This window comes from Massilia sp. GER05 (assembly GCF_052056005.1).
GTDB classification, from domain to species: domain Bacteria; phylum Pseudomonadota; class Gammaproteobacteria; order Burkholderiales; family Burkholderiaceae_D; genus Telluria; species Telluria orientalis.
The window spans coordinates 5,225,120-5,242,792 of the sequence record NZ_CP178858.1; the positions used below are offsets into that span (position 1 = coordinate 5,225,120).

At 67.3% G+C, this 17,673-nt stretch carries 17 protein-coding genes and 1 riboswitch; of the genes, 9 read left to right on the plus strand and 8 right to left on the minus strand.

The window, feature by feature from the left end; genetic code table 11:
• Positions 1–103: 103 nt before the first annotated feature.
• Together ACL58G_RS23160 and ACL58G_RS23165 are read left to right on the plus strand one after the other, a co-directional pair.
• Complete coding sequence (locus ACL58G_RS23160) at positions 104–1,030, plus strand: hypothetical protein (protein ID WP_440963305.1); 927 nt, start codon at positions 104–106, stop codon at positions 1,028–1,030.
• Positions 1,031–1,339: 309 nt separating this feature from the next.
• Positions 1,340–3,658 (plus strand): TonB-dependent receptor, encoded by a 2,319-nt coding sequence (locus tag ACL58G_RS23165; protein ID WP_440963306.1) that lies wholly within the window; start codon positions 1,340–1,342, stop codon positions 3,656–3,658.
• 41 nt (positions 3,659–3,699) lie between these two features.
• On the opposite strand, the gene ACL58G_RS23170 is transcribed toward ACL58G_RS23165, so the two are convergent.
• Positions 3,700–4,146: a hypothetical protein gene (locus tag ACL58G_RS23170; protein WP_413388211.1), complete on the minus strand. Its 447-nt coding sequence runs from the start codon at positions 4,144–4,146 to the stop codon at positions 3,700–3,702.
• 226 nt (positions 4,147–4,372) lie between these two features.
• On the opposite strand from ACL58G_RS23170, the gene ACL58G_RS23175 reads away from it, so the two are divergent.
• The gene (locus tag ACL58G_RS23175) at positions 4,373–6,019 is read left to right on the plus strand and encodes a response regulator (RefSeq protein WP_440963307.1); all 1,647 of its coding nucleotides are present in this window, start codon (positions 4,373–4,375) and stop codon (positions 6,017–6,019) included.
• Positions 6,020–6,113: 94 nt separating this feature from the next.
• Here ACL58G_RS23175 and ACL58G_RS23180 read toward each other — a convergent pair whose 3' ends face one another.
• Positions 6,114–6,623: a hemerythrin domain-containing protein gene (locus ACL58G_RS23180; protein ID WP_413341724.1), complete on the minus strand. Its 510-nt coding sequence runs from the start codon at positions 6,621–6,623 to the stop codon at positions 6,114–6,116.
• Between the two features lie 156 nt (positions 6,624–6,779).
• On the opposite strand from ACL58G_RS23180, the gene ACL58G_RS23185 reads away from it, so the two are divergent.
• Positions 6,780–7,505 (plus strand): sensor histidine kinase, encoded by a 726-nt coding sequence (locus ACL58G_RS23185; RefSeq protein ID WP_413388208.1) that lies wholly within the window; start codon positions 6,780–6,782, stop codon positions 7,503–7,505.
• Positions 7,506–7,508: 3 nt separating this feature from the next.
• Here the strand turns inward: ACL58G_RS23185 and ACL58G_RS23190 are convergent, their stop codons facing one another.
• Positions 7,509–8,813 carry an NAD(P)/FAD-dependent oxidoreductase gene (locus tag ACL58G_RS23190; protein ID WP_440963308.1) on the minus strand — a complete coding sequence of 435 codons (1,305 nt, stop codon included), beginning with the start codon at positions 8,811–8,813 and terminating at the stop codon, positions 7,509–7,511.
• A 79-nt stretch (positions 8,814–8,892) separates the two neighbouring features.
• Positions 8,893–9,393 carry a hypothetical protein gene (locus tag ACL58G_RS23195; RefSeq protein WP_440963309.1) on the minus strand — a complete coding sequence of 167 codons (501 nt, stop codon included), beginning with the start codon at positions 9,391–9,393 and terminating at the stop codon, positions 8,893–8,895.
• Between the two features lie 178 nt (positions 9,394–9,571).
• Between ACL58G_RS23195 and ACL58G_RS23200 the strand changes: the two genes are divergently transcribed.
• The 4 genes from ACL58G_RS23200 (at position 9,572) to ACL58G_RS23215 (ending at position 12,293) form a co-directional block, all read left to right on the plus strand.
• Positions 9,572–10,243 (plus strand): hypothetical protein, encoded by a 672-nt coding sequence (locus ACL58G_RS23200; protein ID WP_440963310.1) that lies wholly within the window; start codon positions 9,572–9,574, stop codon positions 10,241–10,243.
• A 63-nt stretch (positions 10,244–10,306) separates the two neighbouring features.
• Positions 10,307–10,435: a hypothetical protein gene (locus ACL58G_RS23205; protein WP_413388205.1), complete on the plus strand. Its 129-nt coding sequence runs from the start codon at positions 10,307–10,309 to the stop codon at positions 10,433–10,435.
• A 92-nt stretch (positions 10,436–10,527) separates the two neighbouring features.
• Positions 10,528–10,632: riboswitch (TPP riboswitch) on the plus strand.
• 94 nt (positions 10,633–10,726) lie between these two features.
• Positions 10,727–11,986 carry a D-amino acid dehydrogenase gene (locus ACL58G_RS23210; protein WP_440963311.1) on the plus strand — a complete coding sequence of 420 codons (1,260 nt, stop codon included), beginning with the start codon at positions 10,727–10,729 and terminating at the stop codon, positions 11,984–11,986.
• A 64-nt stretch (positions 11,987–12,050) separates the two neighbouring features.
• Entirely contained in the window at positions 12,051–12,293 is a 243-nt protein-coding gene (locus ACL58G_RS23215) for a hypothetical protein (RefSeq protein WP_440963312.1), read from the plus strand.
• Between the two features lie 71 nt (positions 12,294–12,364).
• On the opposite strand, the gene ACL58G_RS23220 is transcribed toward ACL58G_RS23215, so the two are convergent.
• Entirely contained in the window at positions 12,365–12,544 is a 180-nt protein-coding gene (locus tag ACL58G_RS23220) for a hypothetical protein (protein WP_413388202.1), read from the minus strand.
• Between the two features lie 208 nt (positions 12,545–12,752).
• On the opposite strand from ACL58G_RS23220, the gene ACL58G_RS23225 reads away from it, so the two are divergent.
• Positions 12,753–14,021 carry a DEAD/DEAH box helicase gene (locus ACL58G_RS23225; protein ID WP_440963313.1) on the plus strand — a complete coding sequence of 423 codons (1,269 nt, stop codon included), beginning with the start codon at positions 12,753–12,755 and terminating at the stop codon, positions 14,019–14,021.
• Here ACL58G_RS23225 and ACL58G_RS23230 read toward each other — a convergent pair.
• The 3 genes from ACL58G_RS23230 to ACL58G_RS23240 all read right to left on the minus strand — a co-directional run bounded on the left by ACL58G_RS23230 (position 14,011) and on the right by ACL58G_RS23240 (position 17,620).
• Positions 14,011–14,346 carry a hypothetical protein gene (locus ACL58G_RS23230; RefSeq protein WP_440963314.1) on the minus strand — a complete coding sequence of 112 codons (336 nt, stop codon included), beginning with the start codon at positions 14,344–14,346 and terminating at the stop codon, positions 14,011–14,013. The two genes, ACL58G_RS23225 and ACL58G_RS23230, sit on opposite strands and share 11 nt — an antisense overlap.
• 89 nt (positions 14,347–14,435) lie before the next feature.
• The gene (locus ACL58G_RS23235; protein ID WP_440963315.1) at positions 14,436–14,933 is read right to left on the minus strand and encodes an N-acetyltransferase family protein; all 498 of its coding nucleotides are present in this window, start codon (positions 14,931–14,933) and stop codon (positions 14,436–14,438) included.
• Positions 14,930–17,620, minus strand: a complete 2,691-nt coding sequence (locus tag ACL58G_RS23240; protein ID WP_440963316.1) for a bifunctional acetate--CoA ligase family protein/GNAT family N-acetyltransferase — start codon at positions 17,618–17,620, stop codon at positions 14,930–14,932. The genes ACL58G_RS23235 and ACL58G_RS23240 overlap by 4 nt, the downstream gene beginning before the upstream one ends.
• Positions 17,621–17,673: the final 53 nt, after the last annotated feature.

Below are 17,673 nucleotides of genomic sequence, written 5' to 3' on the forward strand. Positions count from 1 at the left end.
TTGCGCGGGCGTTTTGTTTTTCTCTTTACAACATTCTCCACCTCTAATGTAAAATTTGACAATTGCAATTTAGCATTTTCGATTTTTCACTTTTGAGGACCTCATGGAAGACCTGAAGGAACCGGCCACCGCCACGCCCGTCCACCCTGCCCGGCCGCCCCGCCGCTGGGGCCGCCTCGTACTGTATGTGCTGGCCACGGTCGGCGCGCTCGCCCTGGCCCTGATCGCGCTGGCTTACTGGCTGCAGGCGAAGGACGCGCAGAAACGCGTCACGATCGACGAAGCGGCCGTCATCGACGACGTGATGGGCCAGACCTACGGCAAATACTCGGCCGCGAAAAAGGGGTGGCTGTACGTGGGCGAAGACAACGTGACGTACCTGATGCGCGTCGTGCAGCAGGCAAAGATCCCCGACGGGGCGGCCGGCGACGAGCTGTACTTCGTCGCCAGCGGCGCCGCCGTGAACGGCGACGGCCAGGCGGTCTATGGCGTGTTCTACGTGCACCCGGACGGCCAGGACGGCGGCCTGGCCCAGGAAAATACGCAGATCCGCTTCCTGTCCAACGCCCCGGTCAAGCCTGAACAGGTCCGCTTCGAAGCCCTCAGCGAGAACCTGTGGGGCTGGGTCGTCAAGACGCGCTGGGACGCCGAGCCGGACAGCGAGGCCGTCACGACCATGAATACGGTGCTGGCACCGCACGACGGCCAGATCGCCGTGCTGGGAGAATTCCTCGCCGCACGCGACGCGAAGCCGGAGGGGTCCTGCGAGGACGCGAAGGCCGCGTACGACGCCTGGCTGGCACAGGTCGCGAACACGGAGGATGGCGACGACGGGGGCATACCGCCGGCCCGCTGCGACAAGCGCCGCTGGACCTATCGCACGGCCACCGTCAACGGCAATATCCCCGTGCCGATCACGGTGACGGCGGGCGGCACGCTGGACGACAAGCCGGTGGAAGCACAAACCTGGAAGCTGATGTTCGACACCAGGACCTTCAGCTACGACATCCCGCCGGACCTCCAGAACTAGCGTCGGTGTTGGCCTTTAACAACAGGGGAAACGTTGCTTGAATCATACGCCGGGCACGCCAAGGATGCCCGGCGCCGACCCTCACCACCGCCCGCTCTCTCTGGAATCCGCAAATACGATCGTGAACCCCAACCCGTCACTATGCAACAATGGGTCGGCACCGGCAAATACCGTTTAGTTAAGTAATTTATACGTTTTCAAAATATATACATCGACATCTTTTCCAAATGTCTTTACTGCTAGGATGAGCAATCTTTGCCAAATGACAAAGAGAATAAAAACAGGCATCAAGACAAGGAAGAGATATCCATGAGCGTACGCCCCACCCGACTGTTTGCCCGCACGCTGCTCGCCGCCGCCGTGACGAGCGCCTTTCCCATGATTGCCCTGGCCGACGAGCCGGACCAGGCCGTGGCCGCGCAAGACATCTCCACCGCAGCCAAACCCGCCGGCCAGCGCCTGGAAACCGTGATCGTGACCGCCCAGCGGCGCGCCGAGAACCTCAAGGAAGTCCCGATGTCGGTCACCGCCATCAAGGGCGAGAAGCTGGACGTGCTGACGTCCGGCGGCGCCGACATCCGCTTCCTGGCCGGCCGCTCGCCCTCGCTGAACGTCGAATCGGACTACGGCCGCTCGTTCCCGCGCTTTTACATCCGCGGCCAGGGCAATACCGACTTCGACCTGAACGCGTCGCAGCCGGTCGGCCTCGTCGTCGACGACATCGTGCAGGAAAGCCCCATGCTGAAGGGCTTCCCCGTGTTCGACGTGGACCAGGTCGAAGTGCTGCGCGGCCCGCAAGGAACGCTGTTCGGCCGCAACTCGCCCGCCGGCGTGATCAAGTTCGATTCCGCGAAACCGGTGTTCAAGACGGAAGGCTATGCCGTGCTCGGCGCCGGCAATGACGGCACGATCAATGCGGAAGGCGCGTACAACGTGCCGCTGTCGGACATGCTGGCGCTGCGCGTCTCGCTGCAGTCGCAGCACCGCAACGACCGCGTGCACAACCCGCGGCCCAACGCCTACACCCGCGATTTCGAAGGCTACGACGACAACGCCGCGCGCATCCAGCTGCTGTTCAAGCCGACGCGCGACTTCTCCGCGCTGTTCAATGCCCACGGCCGCGACATGAAGGGCAATGCGACCCTGTTCCGCGCGAACATCATCAAGAAGGGCACGAACGACCTCGTCGACGGCTTCGACTACGACCGCTACCCCACCGACGGCGGCAACAGCCAGACCTTGCGCACCAGCGGCGCCAACCTGCGCCTGCGCTGGGACCTGGACGGCATGACCCTGCACTCGATCACGGGTTACGAGCACGCGTCCTTCTACAGCCGCGGCGACGTGGACGGCGGTTTCGGCGCCGTGTACGCCCCGCCGATGGGACCGAACTATCCTGGCCAGAACGCCTTCATCCCGTTCACCGTCGAGACGGCCGACCTGTTGCCGGAACACGACCAGACGACGCAGGAAATCCGCCTCGAATCGAACACGAAGGATCCGCTGCAGTGGATGGCCGGCGTGTTCTATTTCAACGAACACATCCGCATCGATTCGATCAGCTTCAACACGCTGGCGCCGGGCAATCCGCAGAACGACGCCTACGCGACGCAGACGCAGGACGCCCGTTCGTGGGCCGTGTTCGGCACGCTGAACTACAAGGTCTCGGAGCAGCTGAAACTGCGCGGCGGCCTGCGCTACACGAGCGACAACAAGGATTTCGTCGCGCAGCGCTTCGAACCGCCGCAGACGAGCGGCCCGCTGCCGCTGCACCGCGATTCGCACAACGTGAGCTGGGATGCGTCGGCGACCTATGCGCTGGATGCGGACACGAACCTGTTCGCGCGCGTGGCGACCGGCTACCGCGCACCGTCGATGCAGGGCCGTCTGAACGGCCTCGGCGACAAGCCGTCGATCGCGGGTGCGGAAAAGGCGTTGTCGTATGAAGCGGGCATCAAGGCCGACCTGCTCGACCGCCGTGCGCGCCTGTCCGCGACGGCGTTCCAGTACCGCGTGAAGGACAAGCAGCTGACGGCCGGCAGCGGCACGATCAACATGAACCAGCTGATCAACGCCGGGAAGGTCACGGGCCAGGGTGTGGAACTGGACTTCCAGGCGATCCTGGCGGACGACTGGCGCGCGAGCATCGGCGCGAGCTACAACGACACCGAGATCAAGGATCCGAACCTGTTCGTGCAGACCTGCGGCAACCAGCCCAATACGGGCGGCGTGAACGGCTGCACCCCGACCGGCGCCCCCGGCCCGTTCCCGTACACGCAGAAGCTGAACGGCCTGCCGCTGCCCCGTTCGCCGAAATGGCAGACGAACTTCACGTTGCGCTATTCGCATCCGCTGGCCGACGGTGAACTCTATGCGCTAACGGACTGGTCGTACCGCACCGAGTACAACATGTTCCTGTACGAAGCGAAGGAGTACAAGGCGAAGGCCCTGCTGGAAGGCGGCCTGCGGGTCGGCTACAAGTGGGACAACGGCAAATACGAGCTTGCCGCATTCGCCCGCAACATCACCAACCGCATCCAGGTCGTGGCGGCGATCGACTTCGACAACCTCACGGGTATCGTCAACGAACCGCGCAACTACGGCGCGCAGTTCCGCGTGAACTTCTGATGGCACGGGTGTGCGCCGGCCGGGCGCACACCCGCAACGAGTCAGGCCGCGCCGGCCGTCTTTTCCCCGCCCGGGCCCAGCGCCCGGCAACCGACCGCCTGCTCGTTATGCGCCTCGATGGCGGCCGCGTTCTGGTGGTCCGAGCTCGCATCCACCTTTTCCGGCGCCACCTCGATACGGGTGATGCTGGACGCCACCGAGACCGGGTCGCTGGCCGGGAACGTCATTTCCACGGCGTCGTCGAGCAGCGTTTCCTTGGCCACGGCTTCGCGCGGCTCGGCTTCGGCGCTGGCCATCGTGCGGATCGCGCGCGCCCATTTCACGACCTTCAGGTCCGCCAGGTCGGCGATGGTATTGATACCGAACGCATCACGCAACGCATCCGCCTGCTGCTGGGTGACGTCGCGCAGCGCCGTCACGGGCTGGTGCACCAGTTCGCGGAAACATTTGTCGTGATGGGTGTCGTTTACGATGATTTGAATATTCATGTCTGTCCTTTCAAGTGGGCCCCTGACACGTTTCCACTATCGCATACGGCCCTGACACGGTATGTGCGGCACCGAACGATGGCCGCGCACGATTGATTTTCGGGTAAGGACGCGCCCGTGCTACCATGACGAATTGCAACAGTTTTTATCAATATATTTTGCAAAACGGCATGCTCTGCTATCCTGCCGAGCTTGTGAATACAGTTTCCGAGCCTGTTCGAACGCCGTGTCCCACACCGAAAAACCGAAGATTCTCGTCGTCAACGACGACGCTGCCAGCCTGCTTGCACTGACGAGCCTGCTGGAGCAATGGGCCGACGAAAGCAATTACGAGGTCCTGTCCGCGCGCTCCGGCCAGGATGCGCTGCGCCAGGTACTCCGTCACGATTTCGCGGTGATCCTGCTCGACGTGAACATGCCCGGCATGGACGGATTCGAAACGGCCGAGGCGATCCACCTGCGTCCCCGCTCCGCCGACATCCCGATCATCTTCGTCACGGCCTTCCTCGCCGACGAGATCGACCGCCTGAAGGCCTATCAGCGCGGCGCCGCCGATTTCCTGTTCACCCCCGTGATCCCGCAGGTCCTGCGCGCCAAGGTGCAGGTGTTCGTGGCGCTCGCGACGAAGAACGAGCAGCTGAAGCGCCAGGCCGAAAAACTGTCCCAGCGCACGACCGAGCTGACCGCGACCAATAAACGTCTCGTGCGCGAGATGGAAGAGCGGCGCGCGGCCGAACGCAAGAGCAGCGCCAAGGACGAATTCCTCGCGATGCTGGGCCATGAGCTGCGCAATCCGCTGTCCGCCATCAGCAGCGCCGGCTCGCTGCTCGGCATGCCGGGCGTCAGCGGCGATTCAATCGCGCGGGCGCGCCTGATCATCCAGCGTCAAAGCCAGCATTTGTCGCGCATCGTCGACGATTTATTGGATTTGTCGCGCGCCATGTCGGGCAAGATCCTGCTGTCGCGCAAGCGCCTGGACATGGCCACGCTCGTCTCCAGCTGCCTCGACACGTTCCGCGCGACGGGCCGCACGACCGGCTACGACATCGACGCGCAACTGGCGCCGGCCTGGGTCGACGGCGACGCGACGCGGCTGGAACAGATCGCGACGAACCTCATCGACAACGCGCTGAAATACACGCCGGCCGGCGGCCGCATCGAGATCACGGTGGTGCCGATCGGCGAAGACGTCGTGCTGCGCGTGAGCGATTCCGGCGTCGGCATCGCGCCGGACCTGCTGCCGCACGTGTTCGACGTGTTCGTGCAGGGCGCGATCTCGATCGACCGCTCGCAGGGCGGCCTCGGGATCGGCCTGTCGCTCGTGCGCCGCCTCGTCGAACTGCATGGCGGCACCGTCAACGCCAGCAGCCCCGGCAACAGCAACGGCAGCACGTTCGAGATCCGCCTGCCGCGCACCGACGCGGCGCAGGCCGCCGACGCGCCCGCGCGCGCCCGGCCGCAGGAAGCCGGCAAGCCGAAAGTCCTGCTGATCGAAGACAACGACGACGGCCGCGAGATGATGGCGACGATGCTCGCGTCGTTCGGCTACCCGGTGTTGCAGGCAGGCGACGGCCTGGAAGGCGTGCGGGTGGCGTGCTCGGAAACGCCGGACGTGGCCCTCGTCGATATCGGCCTGCCCGGCATCGATGGCTACGAAGTGGCGCGTCGCTTGCGCCAGGACCCGGCGGCGCGTGCAATCCGGCTGATCGCGGTGACGGGTTACGGTCTCGAAGAGGACCAGCGCCGCGTCATGGAGGCGGGTTTCGACCTGCACCTCGTGAAACCCGTGGATCTGAATGCCCTGCTCGAACAGCTGGCCGCCGCGGCGCCCGCTCCGGACGACGCGGGCCGGCCGGCGGCCGTGCAAACGTAGGGCGGGCATTTGAGGCCGGGGGCCTCAAATGAAACGTGCCCACGCGTAGCGCCAGCACGATGCCGGCGTTCGCGTGGGCGGAGGGCCACCCACCCTACAGCGTCGACATCAGTTCCTGCTTGCGCAGTGCCATTTCCTGGCCCAGCGCGAGCAGGTCGAGGCCTGCCTTCTTCGCCTTCGGGAACATCTCTTTCTCTTCTTCCTTGACGTGGTGCTCGATCTGTTCGCTGAGCACTTTCACTTTCGCGTCATACAGGTCGTCGTCCGGCTGCATTTCCTGCAGCTGCTTGATGAGGTCTTTCGCCGCGGCGTGCTCGACGATCGCCTCGTCGACCATGTCCTCGCCCTCCTCGACGTTGGCCGCGCGCACGGCCGGATAGAAGATTTCCTCTTCGATGGTCGTGTGGGCGATCAGCGCCTTGCAGATCTTGTCCTTCAGCTTTTCCTTGCTGGTGGTGGCGCGGTCGCCCAGCTGTTCGAACTGTTCGAACATCTCGGACACTTCGCGGTGGTCGGCGGTCAGGAGGGCGATGGCGTCCTGGCCTGCGGCCATGGCGTTCGACTGGGTGCCGGCGCGTGCGCCGGATTGGGTTCTCGTGCTCATGTTGACTCCTTCAGTGGGGTTATCGGCGCTCGGCCAGAGCCCTTAGAATGACCGGATCTGCAACATCGGACTGTACGGGAACTCACAAAGACGATTCCTGCGCCGTCCCGGGCCAAGCTGTTGTATCATCCCGAGAAACATAATTTGGTTGCCTTCATGAAAGTTTCGGAACCTCACCCGCCGGATTCCGGGGAAGACAGCCAGCATGCGGCGCGTGCCGCCGAGCTGGCCGAACTCCTGGCCCATATGACGACCTGCTGGGACGAAGAACGGCGCCTGCTGGCCCGCCGGCTGCACGACAGCCTCGGTTCGTCGATGACGGCGCTGACGATGCATCTCGGCCTGCTGTCGCAGCACCTGCAGGAACAGCCGCAGCGCGACCGCGCCGCGCAGATGAAGCAACTGCTGAACAACATCATCGAGACCAACCGCAAGATGCAGTTGGCGCTCTGGAACGACAAGCTGGAATTCCTCGGCCCCAAGGCCGCCATCGCGGAACTCGTGCAGGAATGGAGCCGCGAACACGGCATCAAGGCGAAAGCCAGCATGCCGGACGAAGATCCCGACTACACGCGCGCCCAGGGCGTGGCGCTGCTGCGCTGCGCCGAGGAAGGCCTGCGCAACATCGTCAGGCACGCGCAGGCGGCGAAGGTCGACGTGATCCTCGACGACGACGGCGACCAGGCCATGCTGACGGTGCGCGACGATGGCGTCGGCCCCGGCACGGCCGCCTCCCCGCCCGCGAGCTGCCACGGCCTGCGCATGCTGCGCGAACGGGCCCGCACGCTGGGCGGCACCTTGACCATCGGCGCCGGACCCGACGGCAAGGGCACCGCGCTCACGCTGGTCTTTCCAAAACAGGGAAACGGCGAGGCGACGTAACGCTCAGTGCAGTTTGACGAGCGGCGTCGTCCGCCGGATCAGGAAGCGCGCGAACGCCATCAGGCCCGTGCGCAGCGATCCCAGCACGGCATTGTGGTGCATCAGGTGCAGGCTCATGTACATGATGCGCGCCATGAACCCTTCCACGAACAGGCTGGCGCCCCGTAGCGAACCCATCAGGCTGCCCACCGTCGTCTCGCGGCCGATCGAGACGAGCGACCCGTAATCGCGGTAGACGTAGGGATCCTTCTGCGGTTGTTCGCCCTTGTCGAGGCGCAGGAACGTCTTGAGCAGATAGTCGGCCTGCTGGTGCGCGGCCTGGGCACGCGGCGGCACCGGCTTGCCGTTGCCGTCCGTGCAGGCGGCGCAGTCGCCCAGCGCATACACGTCGGGCACGCCTTGCACGCGCAGGTGCGCGTCCACCTCGATCTGGCCGCCCTTCGCGACCGGCAGCCCCAGCGAGCCCAGGAATTCCGGCGCGCGGATGCCCGCCGCCCACACGCACAGGTCGGCCGGATAGACATTGCCCTTGTTGTCGCTGACCTGTTTCTGGCTGATGCCGTTCACGCGGCAATCCGTCACGACGCGGATGGCGCGCTGGTCGAGCAGGCGCGCGGCCGCGGCGGACACCCGCTCGGGCAGCGGCGCGAGGATGCGCGGCGCGCCTTCGAGCAAGGTGATGCGCACGTCGCGCTTGACCTGCAGGCGCCGGAAGCCATACGCGGCATACACGCCGGACGCCTCGCGCAATTCCGCCGCCAGTTCGACGCCCGTGGCGCCGCCGCCGATGATGACGATGTCGAGCCCGGAGGCGCCGGCACCGTCCTCCTTTTGCTGCTCGGCCTGGGCGAGCAGGCGCAGCAGGCGCAGGCGGAACCGTTCGGCGTCCTCGGTGGCATTCAGGGAAATCGTGTGTTCGCGCGCGCCGGGCACGCCGAAATAATTCGACGTGCTGCCGACGGCGATCACGAGCGAGCGGTAGCCGAGGGTGCGCTCGGGCAGCACTTCTTCGCCGTCGCCGGCCGCGGTGACGGGAGCGATCGTGATGCGGTGCGCGGCCGCATCCAGCGCCGTCATGGCGCCGTACACGAAGGAAAAGTCGCGGTCGTGCGCCAGCATCTGGTACGACAGGCCTTCCTGGTGGATATCCAGCGTGCCGGCCGCCACCTCGTGCAGCGACGGCTTCCACACGTGGTACAGCCGGCTGTCGACCAGCGTCACCTTGTCCGGGCCGAGTTTGCGGCCCAGTTTGCAGGCCAGCTCCAGTCCGCCAGCCCCGCCGCCCACGATCACGATATCGCTTTGCAAGCCTGCCTCCGTCGGTCGCGCCCGTTGCCGGGCTCACGCAGGCAGTTTACTACGGGGCGGCGAAACCACCCGGCACGGATCAGTCGTGGCCGTGTCCGTGACCCTTGCCGTGACCGTGACCGTGACCATGGCCATTGCCGTGGCCGCGGTCCCAGTCGCCGCGGTGGCCGCGGTCGTCGCGGTACTCGACGCGCTCGACGACACGCACTTCGCGCGGGCCGCCGCGGTAGTCGCCGCGGTAGCCGACATGCTCGCGGTAGCGCGGCACATACGTGTTCGTGTACCACTCGTCGCGCACGAACAGGACCGGACGGCCGCAGGCGCCGTAGCGGCCGCAGAACCTGGCCCAGTGCTTGCGGTGGCCCGGCGGCACGCGCAGGTACACCGGTTCCGCCACGTAGTGCGGCGCCGGCGTGATGATCACCGGCTGCGGCGCGTACACGACGGGACGCGGCACGTAGTCGCCGATGTCGATGCGGCCATAGAAGCCGGGCTGGCCGATGCTGACGGAGACGTTGGTCTGCGCCAGGGCCGGGAGGGAGGCGGCGCACAGCGCCACGCCGAAGATCAGGGCTTTCATAGGATGACCTCGTTGTAATGTTTAAGTGAAGTTTATCAAATGAAAGCATATGCACAATTCGCTGCAACACCTGCTTACATTGTCGTTCCGGGCGGGATTACCACAAACCGCAGCGCAACAATTCCACTGCAGTAAGTGCGCAGCTACAATCGCGGCCTCAACCACTGAAAGGCTATCGATGTTCGCAAAATACACCGTGCTGGCCGCGGCCGCCCTGCTGGCGGCGGGTGCCGCCAACGCGCAGGTCGGCGTAACGGCCGACCTCGGCTCCACCGGCGTGGGCTTCCACGTCGTCGTGCCGATGGAAACCTATTTGAACGGCCGCTTCGGCGCCAACTACTTCCGCCACAACTTCGACAAGACGTCCGACGGCGTCGACTACGACATCAAGGGCAAGCTGCAGACGTTCGACGTGCTGTTCGACTGGTACCTGACCGAAGGCAGCACCTTCCACCTGACCGGCGGTCTCGTCTACAACGGCAACAAGTTCAATGCGAAAGCGAAACCGAACGGCACCGGTGGATTCACGCTGAACGGCCACGCGTATTCCGCTACCGACGTCGGCCTGCTGACCGGCCGCATCGACTACCGCAAGGCGGCGCCCTACCTGGGCATCGGCTGGGGCAACGCGCTGGCCCGCTCGTCGCACTGGACCACGAACATCGATCTCGGCGTCTTCTACCAGGGCAATCCGAACGTCCAGCTGGCCAGCGTCGGCTGCACGGTGTCGAACACGGTCTGCAAGGCCCTCGCCAGCGACGTCGCCGCGGAGCGCCTGCGCCTGCGCGACGACGTGGATGCGCTGAAGGTCTATCCGGTCGTGCGCGCGAGCATCGGCTACCAGTTCTGACGATGTGACCGGCGCGCCGCGCGCCCCGGCGTTGCGCTACGATGCTGCCAAAGGAGGCGCATCATGAACCATCGCGCACGCTGGAGCCTGCTGCTCCTGGCCTGCCTCATGCTGGTGGCCTGCCAGGACCGGCGCGAACCGGTGAAGCCCACCGTCGTGCCGGCCGCGGCCGCCATCGCCGTCACGGCCTGACCGCGCGATCGCCGCGCGGCCTGCCCGCCTTCCGGCCCCGTCCGCGGGCCGGTGTCCCCGTGCATCCTCGTGTTAGAATCTTCCCTGCCATAAGGCAACGCTAGGGGTCCTGCAGCCGCCACCGCGGCCGCGGGTGAGAAACACCCTCCGAACCTGATCTGGGTAATGCCAGCGAAGGGAAGCATGCGGATTCCGGTCGCGCACCGGCTCCGGTTCTCCCTTGCCGGCTCCACCCGTCGCACTTACGAGGAGCCGCATGCATCGTCCCGTTTTCCATCTGGTCGCGCACCCATGAACGTGATCGTCCTGGGCGCCGGCGTCGTCGGCACGGCATCCGCCTGGTATCTCGCAGAAGCCGGCCACGACGTCACCGTCATCGAACGCCGGAGCGGCCCCGCGCAGGAAACGAGCTTCGCGAACGGCTGCCAGATCTCCGTCTCGCACGCCGAACCGTGGGCCACGCCCGCCGGCCTGCTGAAGGTCGTGCAGTCGCTGGGCCGCGCCGACGCGCCGCTGCTGTTCCGCCTGCGGGCCGACCCGCTGCAATGGCGCTGGTGCCTGCAATTCGTGCGCGAATGCGCGCCCGGCCGCGTGGCAGCCAACCTGCGCCGGATCGTCGCCATGGCCGAATACAGCCGCCGCAGCCTGCAGGCGCTGCGTGCGCGCACCGGCATCGAGTACGACAGCCTCACGCGCGGCATCCTGCACTTCTACACCGACGCCCGGGAATTCGAGCGCGCCTGCCACGCGGCCGCCGCGATGCGCGACCTGGGCTGCCCGCGCATGACGGTCGATGCCGACGAGGCCGTGCGGATCGAGCCGGCCCTCGCGGCCGTCCGCCGCAAGCTCGTCGGCGGCGACTTCACGGCCACCGACGAATCGGGCGACGTCCACCGCTTCACGACGCAGCTCGCGGCACACGGCGCGGCGGCCGGCATCCGTTTCACGTACAACACGACCGTCACGCGCCTGCTGGCCGAAGGCGACCGCATCCGCGGCGTGGAAATCATCGATGCGGACGGCCGCCACCGCGTGCTGCATGCGGACGCCGTCGTCGTCGCCCTTGGCAGTTTTTCCGTCGGGCTGCTGGCGCCGCTGGGCATCCGGCTGCTGATCTATCCAGGCAAGGGATATTCCGCCACCTACCCCATCCTCGACCCGGACGCGGCGCCCACGGTCTCGCTGACGGACGACGGCCACAAGCTCGTGTTCTCGCGCCTCGGCGACCGCCTGCGCGTGGCCGGCACGTGCGAACTGAACGGCTACACGCGCGACCTGAACCCCGTGCGCTGCGACGCGATCACGCGCCGCGTGCGCGCGCTGTTCCCGGACGCCTGCGACTACGACAACCCGACCTACTGGGCCGGCCTGCGCCCGCTGACGCCCTCGAACGTCCCGTACATCGGCCGCACGCGCTACGCGAACCTGTACCTGAACACGGGGCACGGGACGCTCGGCTGGACGATGGGGTGCGGGTCGGGGCGGGCCATCGCGGACATCGTGTCGGGGAGGACGCCGGAGGTGGACTTCGCGTTCACTTGCGGGGCGTGACAATCGGCGTGTTTTGCGGCGCGCGAGCCATGCTACATTACCGTCTTTACACGACAAGGCAGCAATGAAAAAGCTATTCGAAAAATACCGGTGGGTCGAACTCCCCTGCCTGTTTTGCGCGATGGCGCTGGCCCATGCGCTGCTGCGCGCCGCCGGGCTGGACGCCGCACTGCCCGGCCACGGTTCTTCGCTCGCGCAGCTCGCCGCCTGGACCTGCTGCGTCTTCGCCGTCGACCGGGCGCTCCGGTTCGCACTGTGGGCCGTCGTGCTCGTCGTCGCGCCCGGGCGCGCCGCCGATATGCCTTGAAGCCGGCTTGAAGAATCCGGCGGCCGTCATCCGCGTCCTGTACGCGGTCCAGCGAACCTGGGCACCGCAACTCAACCCGGCGCGTCGTCTCTGACGAACCGGCCGCTGCGCACCAGCGCCCGTTCGATGTCGGCCACGACCCGGTCACCCCCGTCGCGGGCATGAATGACACAGGCCCACACGTCGTCGTCGATCTCGTAGCATCCGCCCGCGTACGACCATGCGCCCACATAGCGGTCGCTCGCCATCATCGCCGGCGCGGATGTCGGTGCGCTCGTGGCACCGAGGCCAGTGGCCAGGAGGCGCGCGAAGTCCGGAAATCCCGGCGCCCGGTGATCCCCGCAAAATTCGACGCGCTGTCCCGTTCCGCCGCTTACGGACCTGATCCGGAATGTCTCCACGTCCCCTCCCTGCACCGACAGGTTACACTGTCGCCTTTTACAAACCGCCTCGTTCACCATGTCGTTCGCATCGCTCGGCCTGATCGACCAGATCACGCGCACCCTCGCTTCGCTGTCCTACACCACGCCCACCGCCGTCCAGTCGCAGGCGATTCCCGCCGTGCTGGCCGGCCGTGACGTCATGGCGGCCGCCCAGACGGGCACCGGCAAGACCGCCGGCTTCGCCCTGCCCCTGCTGCAGCGGCTCGTGATGGACGGCGCACAGGTGGCGGGCAATTCGGCGCGCTCCCTGATCCTCGTGCCGACGCGCGAACTGGCCGAACAGGTACACGAGAGCGTGCGCGCCTACGGGGCCGGACTGCCGCTGCGCACGATGGTCGCGTACGGCGGCGTCAGCATCAATCCGCAAATGATGCGCCTGCGTAAAGGCGTCGACGTCCTCGTCGCCACGCCGGGACGCCTGCTCGACCTGCAGCGCCAGAACGCGGTGCGCTTCAACCAGGTGCAGACCCTCGTGCTGGACGAGGCGGACCGCATGCTCGATCTCGGCTTTTCGCGCGACATCGACAACCTGCTCGCGCTGCTGCCCAAGCGCCGCCAGACCCTGCTCTTCTCCGCTACTTTCTCCGACCCGATCCGGGCGCTGGCGACGAAGCTGCTGGTCGATCCGGTCAGCATCGAGGCCACGCCGCGCAACACGACCGTGAAGGCGATCCGCCAGTGGATCGTCCCCGTCGACAAGAAGCGCAAGCCGGACCTGTTCCTGCACCTGCTGAAGCGCCATGGCTGGCCGCAGGTCCTCGCGTTCGTCAAGACCCGCAAGGGCGTCGACCAGCTGGTCGACCTGCTCGACGCGAAAGGCATCGCGGCCGACTCGATCCACGGCGACAAGCCGCAGCCCGCCCGCCTGCGCGCGCTCGACCGCTTCAAGGCGGGCGAGGTGCGCGTGCTCGTCGCGACCGACGTCGCCGCGCGCGGCCTCGACATCGAGGAACTGCCGGTCGTCGTCAACGTCGACCTGCCCATCGTGGCGGAAGACTACGTGCACCGCACGGGACGCACGGGCCGCGCGGGGGCGTCCGGCGAAGCGGTGTCGCTCGTGTGCGCGGACGAAGTCCAGCAGCTGGCCGCCATCGAGGCGCTGACGCAGCAGGCCCTGGAGCGCAAGGACGAAGCCGGCTTCGAGCCCGAGCACCGCGTGCCGCAGACGAATGCGGCCGGGCAGGTCGTCAAGAAGCCGAAGAAACCGAAGAAACCGAAAGGCGGCACGAAGGACGCGCGTGGCGACGCACCCGTCGTGCGGGAAGACGTGCGGTTCAGGCGCTGAGCGGTCTGCCGGCGCCGCGCGCTCCCGGCTGCAGCGCCAGGTAATGCCCGGCGCGGAAGAACACGTAAAAGAGGAGCGTCAGCAGCGTCGCGTTCGGACCGCAGTCGAGCACCTGCGCACTGCCTTCCGGCACGTCGACGTCGACTGCCGGCGAGCCGCACCAGCCGATCTTCAGCTGCACGCGGTGCCGCCCCGGTTCCACGTCCAAGCGGATTTCCTGGCCGTCGGCGACGCGCCCGCGCTCGTTGCCGTCGACGAGGACGATGTAGTCGCGCGCCATGTCCTGCAACACCCCGGCGCGCCTGCGCACGATCAGTTCAGCCATGTCGTCTCCATTGGTTCAACCGCACCGATTTTACGTGATGCAAACAGGAAAATAATCACGGTTTATCACGACCCAGCGGGGTGCCCCGGTCAAAGCGCCCGGTACATGATATGAGCATCGACGTAGCCGTGCCGGATATGATCGAACGCGTCGGGCACGGTCCCGATGACGGCAAAGCCCAGGCTTCGGTAGAGGGCGAGCGCTGGCAGATTGCAGCGGAGGACCTGGTTGAGCTGCATGGCCCGGAAGCCAGCCGCCTGCGCCGATCGCATGCAGTGTTCGACCAGTGCCCGGCCGACGCCCCGGTTGCGTGCATGTTCGCCGACCAGGAAGGTGGCCGTGGCGATGTGCGAGCCTCGCCCCGGCATGGCCGGACCATAGCGGTACATGCCGAGCACGCCGCCACCGTCGCAGGCGAGCACACAGCCCCTGGCCCCCAGCCAGACCTGGTCGATCATGTGGTCGTCGATGCCGTCGACGAACGGCAGTGCGCTGCCTTCCGCGCACACCGCTTGCAACAGTCCGAGCATCGCGCCTGCATCGTCACGTGTCGCCGGCCGCATTTCCATCTTGTCGTTCGACGTCACCGCAACTCCAGCCAGAATTTACGCACACCCTCGTCCTCGTCCACCGGCCCGACGGTGAACCCGAGCTTCTTCACGAGGCCGATGACGGGCGCGTTCTGCGGCAGCGCCTCGCCCACGATCTCGCGCGTGCCGCGCGCGCGGCAGTAGGCGATCAGCTTGTTCATCAACATGACGCCCAGGCCCTTGCCCTTCAGGTCGGAGCGCACCGTCACGGCGAATTCCGCGCTCATGTTGTCCGGGTCCGCCACGACGCGGGCGACGGCCAGCGTTTCGGGATCACCGTCCGGCGCCGTGCGCGTGGCGATGAAGGCCATCTCGCGGTCGTAGTCGATTTGCGTAAAGCGCGCCAGCTGCGCGGGCTGCAGCTCGCGCACGCGCACGAACATGCGGTAGCGGACGTCGTCCGGCGTGAGCGCGTTGAAGAACGCCACGTGCGCGGCGCCGTCTTCCGGGCGGATGGGCCGCAGCAGGATCGTCCCGCCCTGCCACGGCACCACTTCTTCCAGCTCGACCGGATACGGGCGGATCGCGAGCCGGTCGAGCGCATTGCCGGCGCGGTCGGCCATCGCGATGCGCATGCGCGCGTCCAGCACGACGGCGCCGTTGGCGTCCGCGAGCAGCGGATTGATGTCCAGTTCGACGATCTCCGGCACCTCGGCGATGAGGCGCGCCACCTGCACGAGCACGGCGGCGATCGCGTCCAGGTCCGCGGCCGGGTGGTTGCGGTAGCCGGCCAGCTGGCGCGCCACGCGCGTGCGCGCGATGAGGTCGCGCGCCAGCACCGTGTTCAGTGGCGGCAGCGCGACGGCGTGGTCGTTCACCGCTTCCACCGCGAGGCCGCCCTGGCCGAACAGGATCACGGGCCCGAACACGGGATCGGTGGCGGCGCCCGCGATCAGTTCGTGCGCTTCCGGATTGCGCGCCATCGCCTGCACGATGAAGCCGTCCAGGCGCGCGTCCGGCTTCAGTTCCGCGAGGCGTCGCGCCATGCGTTCCGTCGCCGCGCGCACGGCGTCGGGCGTGTCCAGGTCGAGCGAGACGCCGCCCACGTCGGACTTTTGCACCACGTCCGGCGACAGGATTTTCACGGCGACCGGATAGCCGATGTCCGCCGCCATCGCCACCGCCTCGTCCGGGGTCGCCGCGGCGCGCGTGGGGACGGTGGGGATGCCGTAGGCGTCCAGGATCGCCTTCGTGTCCGGGTCGTCCAGCAGGTAGCGGCCCGTCCGGCGGCCACGCTCCAGCGCGGCGCGCACGAGGCCGCGCGCGCGTTCGCGGTCCGGCTCGCCGTCGCCGACGGACGCCGGCACTTCCATCAGCAACTGCTGGTTGCGGCGGAAGTTCACGATCTGCAGGAAGCCGTTCACGGCCGCTTCCGGCGTGCGGTAGGCCGGCATGCCCGCCTCGTACGCGATCGTGCGCGCCTCGCCCACGGACTGCAGTCCGAGCCAGCACGCGAGCACGTTGCGCGACGACGCCTTCGCCAGCGGCGCCACGGCGCGCGCCACGTCGGCCGGATCGACGACCGCATTCGGCGCGTGGATCATCACGACGGCGTTGGCCTGCGGGTCGTGCAGCAGCACGTCGATGACGTCGCGGTAGCGCTCGGGCGGCGCGTCGCCGCGCAGGTTCAGTTCACCGGTGCCGCTCCATTCGGGCACGAGGTCGCGCAGCCTGGACACCGTCTCCGGCGCGAGTTCCGCCTGCTGGCCGCCGCCGTACTGCAGCGCGTCGCTCGCCAGCACGACGGGGCCGGCGCCGTTGCCGAGGAGCGCCAGCCGCTCGCCGAACAGCGGCTTCGCGCGCGCCAGCGTTTCCACGGCCGCGAACAGCTGGTCGGTCGTGTACACGCGCAGCATGCCGGCGCGGCGGATGGCGGCGTCGTAGACGTCGTCCGGCCGCGCGAGCACGCCGGACAGGCAGGCACCGGCCGCCGCCGCTTCCAGCGACCGTCCGGCCTTGAGCATCAAGGTCGGCTTGCTGCGCGCCGCCGCGCGCGCGGCCGACATGAACTTGCGGGCGTAGCGCACGCTCTCCGCATGCACCAGGATGGCGGACGTGCCGGGATCGCTGGCCAGGTAATCGAGCACGTCGCCGAAGTCGACGTCGGACGATTCGCCCAGCGCGAGGATCGTGGAAAAGCCGACGTTGCGCGTGCGTGCCCAATCGAGCACGCCCGCCATCAGCGCGCCCGATTCGGACACGAACGCGATCCGCCCCGCCGCCGCGCCGCCCATCGCAATGCTCGCGTTCAGGCCGATGCCCGGCGCCAGCAGCCCGGAACTGTTCGGGCCGAGGATGCGCAGCAAATACGGGTTGGCGGCATCGAGCATCGCCTGCTTGATGCTGCGGCCGCGCAGGTCGCGCGCCGTCGACACGCCGGCGCTCATCACGATGGCCGCCCGCGTCCCCAGCTCGCCGAGGCTGCGCACGATGCCGGGGAGGGTGGACGGCGGCGTGCAGATGATCGCCAGGTCCGGCGCCGCCGGCAGTCGCGCGACGTCCGGCCAGACCTCCAGGCCGTCCAGCGTCCCGTACTTCGGGTTCACGGGGTACAGCCGCCTCTTGAAGCCCCCTTCGCGCAGGTTGCGCAGCATGGTCGCGCCGACGCTTCCCGGACGTTCCGACGCGCCGACGAGCGCCACCGACTTCGGGGCAAACAGTTGCTTGAGGTTACGTACGCTCATCCACCCGCTCCCAGCCGTGCAAGCCGCTCCACGCGGATTGGCTACACTTGGTT